Source organism: Streptomyces tricolor, assembly GCF_002155905.1.
Taxonomy (GTDB): Bacteria; Actinomycetota; Actinomycetes; order Streptomycetales; family Streptomycetaceae; genus Streptomyces; species Streptomyces tricolor.
In genome coordinates this window covers 1-5249 of record NZ_MUMF01000592.1, presented here as the reverse complement: position 1 = coordinate 5249, position 5249 = coordinate 1, and the positions used below count along the sequence as shown (strand labels likewise).

General features: G+C 75.9%; 5 protein-coding genes and 1 pseudogene. 3 read left to right on the top strand and 3 right to left on the bottom strand.

The window, feature by feature from the left end:
* Positions 1–94: 94 nt before the first annotated feature.
* On the top strand, positions 95–955 hold the full coding sequence (locus CCN44_RS34620) for a hypothetical protein (RefSeq protein ID WP_414820538.1): 861 nt from the start codon (positions 95–97) through the stop codon (positions 953–955).
* On the opposite strand, the gene CCN44_RS34615 is transcribed toward CCN44_RS34620, so the two are convergent.
* Positions 857–1882, bottom strand: coding sequence for a GlxA family transcriptional regulator (locus CCN44_RS34615; RefSeq protein ID WP_086702398.1), 1026 nt, complete (start codon positions 1880–1882; stop codon positions 857–859). The two genes, CCN44_RS34620 and CCN44_RS34615, sit on opposite strands and share 99 nt — an antisense overlap.
* Positions 1883–1953: 71 nt before the next feature.
* Between CCN44_RS34615 and CCN44_RS34610 the strand changes: the two genes are divergently transcribed.
* Together CCN44_RS34610 and CCN44_RS34605 are read left to right on the top strand one after the other, a co-directional pair.
* Positions 1954–3261, top strand: a complete 1308-nt coding sequence (locus CCN44_RS34610) for an MFS transporter (RefSeq protein WP_223283864.1) — start codon at positions 1954–1956, stop codon at positions 3259–3261.
* 99 nt (positions 3262–3360) lie between these two features.
* On the top strand, positions 3361–4470 hold the full coding sequence (locus tag CCN44_RS34605) for a methyltransferase (protein WP_086702395.1): 1110 nt from the start codon (positions 3361–3363) through the stop codon (positions 4468–4470).
* A gap of 9 nt (positions 4471–4479) precedes the next feature.
* Here the strand turns inward: CCN44_RS34605 and CCN44_RS34600 are convergent, their stop codons facing one another.
* The gene (locus CCN44_RS34600) at positions 4480–5076 is read right to left on the bottom strand and encodes a flavin reductase family protein (protein ID WP_086702392.1); all 597 of its coding nucleotides are present in this window, start codon (positions 5074–5076) and stop codon (positions 4480–4482) included.
* A 53-nt stretch (positions 5077–5129) separates the two neighbouring features.
* Positions 5130–5249: pseudogene (locus tag CCN44_RS46785) on the bottom strand (enoyl-CoA hydratase/isomerase family protein); the annotation flags it as partial.

Genomic DNA, 5249 nt, shown 5'->3' with positions numbered 1-5249 from the left:
CAGCGCCTGGGCCGCCGCGTGCCCCGGGACCAGGGAGGTGAGCAGCGCGCGCAGCCCGCCGGGCGCGGCGGCCCAGGCGCTGTCCGTGGAGTCGATGCTCACGTTCGGCGTCTGGGCCGTCTCCCCGGCCACCGTCACCGGCCTCGCCCTCGGCGTCGGCCCTCACCTCCCGCTGCTGCTCGCCGCCGCGCTGATGGCGGCGTCCGTGGCGGGCCTGTGGGTCCTGCCGGCCGGCTGGGCGGCGGACGGTCCGGACGGTCCGGAGCGCCGGGGCGAGCGGGTCGGGAGGGGCGCGTCGCGGCTGCGGGTGCTGGCCCGGGCCTGGCCGGTGTACGTCACGGGCGCGGCCGGTCTGTCCCTGCTGGCCCTCGCCGAACTCGTCCTGCCCGCCCTGCTCGAACAGCGCGGCATCGCCGTGGGCTGGGCGGGCCCGCTGCTCACGGTGATGTCGGTGTCCTCCGCGATCGGCGCCTTCCTGTACGGCCTGCGGTCCTGGCCGGGCCGGCTCCGCACCCGCAGCGTGGTGCTGATGGCGGGGATGTCGGCCGCGGTGGCCGCGGTCGCCCTGATACCCGGCGCGCCGGGGATCGCGGCGGCGCTGGCCGTGGCGGGGCTGCTCCAGTCGGGCGCGATGCTCACCCGCAACCTGTCGCTGCGCGAGGTGCTCCCGCCGGACGCGCTGGCCGCCGGGTACTCGGTGATGTACGCGGCCGTCGGCGCGGGTTACGCGGCCACCGGCTCCCTCGCGGGCGCCCTGCTGCCGCTGGCCGCGCCCTCGACGGCGATCCTCGCCGGAGTGGCCCTGACCCTGGTGCTGACCTCGGTCGGCTGGTGGGGGGAGATACGCGCCGGCCGGTCAGCGCCGGGTGCCGGCACCGCCGTGCCGCTCGGCGCCGCCGCCGGAGCGGAAGGTGCGCCGGTAGGCGGTGGGGGTGACCCCGAGCGCCGCCTGTAGGTGCTGGCGCATCGACTGGGCCGTGCCGAAGCCCGACTCCCGGGCCACCTGGTCCATCGACAGATCGGTCGACTCCAGCAGGTGCCGGGCGCGTTCCACGCGCTGCTGGGTGAGCCACTGGCCGGGGCTGGTGCCGACCTCCTCGCGGAAGCGGCGGGTGAAGGTGCGCACCGACATGGCCTCCTGCTCGGCCATGTCCCGCAGCTGGATCGGCTCGTGCAGCCGGCCCAGCGCCCAGGCGCGGGCGGCGGTCGTCGTGGCCAGCTGCGGGTCGGGGACCGGGCGGTGGATGAACTGGGCCTGGCCGCCGTCGCGGTGCGGCGGTACGACCGTGCGGCGGGCCACGTCGTTGGCGACGGCCGTGCCGAAGTCGCGCCGGACCATGTGCAGGCACAGGTCGATCCCGGCGGCCACCCCGGCCGAGGTCAGCACGTCCCCGTCGTCGATGAACAGCACGTCCGGGTCCACCTCGACCTTCGGGAACATCCGCTGGAAGCGCTCGGCGTCGGCCCAGTGCGTGGTCGCCGGGCGCCCGTCGAGGCGGCCGGCGGCGGCGAGGACGTAGGCGCCGGTGCAGATGGAGGCGAGCCGGGTGCCCGGGCGGATGCGGGCGAGGGCGGCGGCCAGCTCCTCGGTGAGCCGGCCCTCGTCGTAGACCGGCCCCAGTTCGTACGACGCCGGGACGATCACCGTGTCGGCCGTGGCCAGCACCTCGGGCCCGTGCGCGACGTACACGGCGAAGTCGGCGTCCGTCTCGACCGGCCCCGGCGGCCGGACCGAGCAGGTCACGACCTCGTACAGATACCGGCCCCGGGCGTCCCGCGGGCGCCCGAAGATCCGATGCGGTATGCCCAGCTCGAAGGGCAGCAGCCCGTCCAGAGCGAGGACGGCGACCCGGTGCGGCCGGAACTCCCCAGCGGTGGTCATGGCCCGATCATAGCGAAGGCTGACCTCTCGGCCACTCGATGCGCGGGCATGGAGGACGGAGGGTTGTTGACGTGACTCAGACAAGCCCCGCCGTGGTTCCCGTCCAGCTGCCGCCCCCGCGGCGCCGCCGTGTGCACCGTGCCTGGTTCGTCGCCGCCGTCACGTTCGTCACGATCACCGGCGCGGCGGCCTTCCGTTCCCTGCCCGGCCTGCTCATCGACCCGCTGCACCAGGAGTTCGGGTGGTCGCGCGGCACCATCGGTGCGGCCGTCTCCGTCAACCTCGCGCTCTACGGCCTCACCGCGCCGTTCGCCGCCGCGCTGATGGACCGCTTCGGCATCCGGCGCGTGGTCGCCGCCGCGCTCACCGTGATCGCGCTCGGCTCGGGTCTGACCGTGTGGATGACGGCGGCCTGGCAGCTGCTGCTGTGCTGGGGCCTGCTGGTGGGGCTGGGCAGCGGTTCCATGGCGCTGGCCTTCGCCGCGACGGTCACCAACCGCTGGTTCACCGAGCGGCGCGGCCTGGTCAGCGGCATTCTCACCGCGGCCTCCGCCTCCGGCCAGCTGGTCTTCCTGCCGCTGCTGTCCTGGATCGTCGAGCACCACCACTGGCGGCCCGCCGCCGTCACGGTCGCCCTGTCCGCGTTCGCCGTGGTGCCCTTCGTCTGGCTGCTGCTGCGCGACCACCCGGCCGACGTCGGCGTGGCCCCCTACGGCGCGCGGGAGTTCGTCCCCAAGCCGCCCCCGGTCACCGGCGCCGCCCGCCGCACGCTCTCCGTGCTGTCCTCCTCCGTCCGCACGGGCACCTTCTGGCTGCTCGCCGGCACCTTCGCGATCTGCGGTGCCTCCACCAACGGCCTGGTCCAGACGCACTTCGTGCCCGCCGAGCACGACCACGGCATGCCCGTGACGACGGCGGCCTCGCTGCTCGCGGTGATCGGCGTCTTCGACGTCGTCGGCACGATCGCCTCCGGCTGGTTCACCGACCGCTTCGAACCGCGTCGGCTGCTCGCCGTCTACTACGCCCTGCGCGGCCTGTCCCTGCTGTTCCTGCCGATGCTGCTGGGTCCCGCCGTCCACCCCCCGATGATCTTCTTCATCGTCTTCTACGGCCTCGACTGGGTGGCCACCGTCCCGCCCACGCTGGCCCTGTGCCGCGAGCAGTTCGGCGAGGACAGCGCCATCGTCTTCGGCTGGGTGCTCGCCTCCCACCAGGTCGGCGCGGCCCTCGTGGCCTACCTCGGCGGCGCCGCCCGGGACGCCTTCGGCTCCTACGACGTCGTCTGGTACGCCGCCGGCACGCTGTGCGCGGCGGCGGCCCTGATGTCCCTGGTCATCCGGCGCACCGCACCGGCCGCACGCGCCGCCGCCGTATCCTGAACGCACCGTCACGGAAAGGGAAGTTCATGACACTCGGCATGGTCCTCTTCGACGTGCTCCTCGTGCCCGCCCACGCCGGATCACCCCGAGGAGCACACCGTGTCGACGACCGACCGGACCACGAACGACCCCCTGCCCGCCCCCTGGCACTCTGAGAGCGGACTGCCCGCACCCCGCCGCCTCGTCGTCGCCGACGACCGCATCCGCGCCGCCACCGCGCACCGGCTCGCCTGCGAGGGCACCGGACTGCTGTGGCGGGGCGACTACCAGGGCGCGCGCCAGCTGCTGCGCGCCCTGGAACGCCGTATCGACCGCAAGGCCCCGGCGCCGGCCGCCACCCCCGCCGAGACCTTCCACCTCCACCGCCGCTTCCGCGCCCACCGCGCCCGTGTCCTCGGCCGGCTCGCCGTCCTGCTGGAGCCGGACCACACCCTGCGGCTGCGCCGCGCCCCCGCCGTCCGCGCCGCCTGCACGGCCGCCTACGGCCCGCCGGCGGGCCCGCGCCTCGTCCCGCTCCGCGAACTGCTCGGCGTCCTGAGTGCCCACCAGTGGCGTGAGCGGGGCGTGCCGGTGCCCGCCCTCGACGCCCGCGTCCACCCGCACTACGGCGTCTTCGCCCCCGTACGCGCCGAGTACGTCGACCTGGTGGCCCGGGCCCCGCTGCCCCCCGCGGACACCGCCTTCGACCTGGGCACCGGGACCGGCGTCCTCGCCGCCGTCCTGGCGCGGCGCGGGGTCGGCCGGGTGGTGGGCACGGACATCAGCCCGCGCGCCCGCGCCAGCGCCCTCGACACCGTGTGCCGGCTCGGCCTGGCCGACCGGGTCACGATCGGCGGGCCGGACCTCTTCCCGCCCGGCCGGGCCGGACTGGTCGTCTGCAACCCGCCGTGGCTCCCGGGCCGCCCCACCTCCACGCTGGAGCAGGGTGTGTACGACCCCGGCGGCCGGATGCTGCACGCCTTCCTGGCGGGGCTGCCGGAGCATCTGGAGCCGGCCGGCGAGGGCTGGCTGATCCTCTCCGACCTGGCCGAACACCTGGGCCTGCGGACCCGCGCCGACCTGCTGACGGCGATCGAGGCGGCGGGCCTGCGGGTGGCCGGCCGCACGGACACCCGCCCCCGCCACCCGAGGTCGGCCGACCGGACCGACCCGCTGCACGCGGCCCGCGCCGCCGAGGTCACGTCGCTGTGGCGGCTGGCCCTGCGCTGACCGGCGGGCTCACCCGTCGGCGAGCCGCGCGAACCGCCCCCGGTGGAAGAGCAGCGGCTGCGCCGTACCGTCCGCGCCGAGGGCGTCCACCCGTCCCACGACGATGAGGTGGTCGCCCCCGGTGTGCACGGCGTGCACGGTGCAGTCGATCCAGGCGGCGGCGCCGGCGAGCCGCGGGGAGCCGGAGACGGGCGCGGGGTCGTACGCCACCCCCGCGAACCGGTCGGCGCCGGGCGCCCCGAAGCGCCGGCACAGCTCGTCCTGGCCGGCGCTGAGCACGTTGACGCAGAAGACGCCGGCCCGGGCGATGCGCGGCCAGGTCGTGGAGGTACGGCCCACCATGAAGCACACCAGGGCCGGGTCGAGCGACAGCGAGGAGAAGGACTGGCAGGCGAACCCGGCGGGGCCCGCACCGCCCTCCGTGCCGGGCGCGGTGATCACCGTGACCCCACTGGCGAAGCTCCCCAGCACGCGCCGGAACTCCGCCTGCCCCACCGGTGCCCGCTCGTCCTCCCGCACGCACCGCAGCTCCGGGCGGGGCAGCGGCTCCACGGGCCCGGGCCCGAGATACCGAACGGCGGCGGCCGCCGCTCCTGCGTGTCCCATCACCCCGCCATTGAAACTGACGGGGCGTCAGATGGGAAGGGCCGGGCAGGGGGTCACCGGCCCCGGAACTCCGGAGCCCTGCGGTCCGCGAACGCCCGCAGGCCCTCCCGGGCGTCCTCGGTGGTCATGTTGATCTCCTGGGCCCAGGCCTCCGCGGCGAAGGCGGCGGCGCG

Coding starts and splice junctions, on each gene's coding strand:
- CCN44_RS34600 (WP_086702392.1), bottom strand. CDS start 5,076: ATGGGACACGCAGGAGCGGCGGCCGCCGCCGTTCGGTATCTCGGGCCC.
- CCN44_RS34620 (WP_414820538.1), top strand. CDS start 95: ATGCTCACGTTCGGCGTCTGGGCCGTCTCCCCGGCCACCGTCACCGGC.
- CCN44_RS34615 (WP_086702398.1), bottom strand. CDS start 1,882: ATGACCACCGCTGGGGAGTTCCGGCCGCACCGGGTCGCCGTCCTCGCT.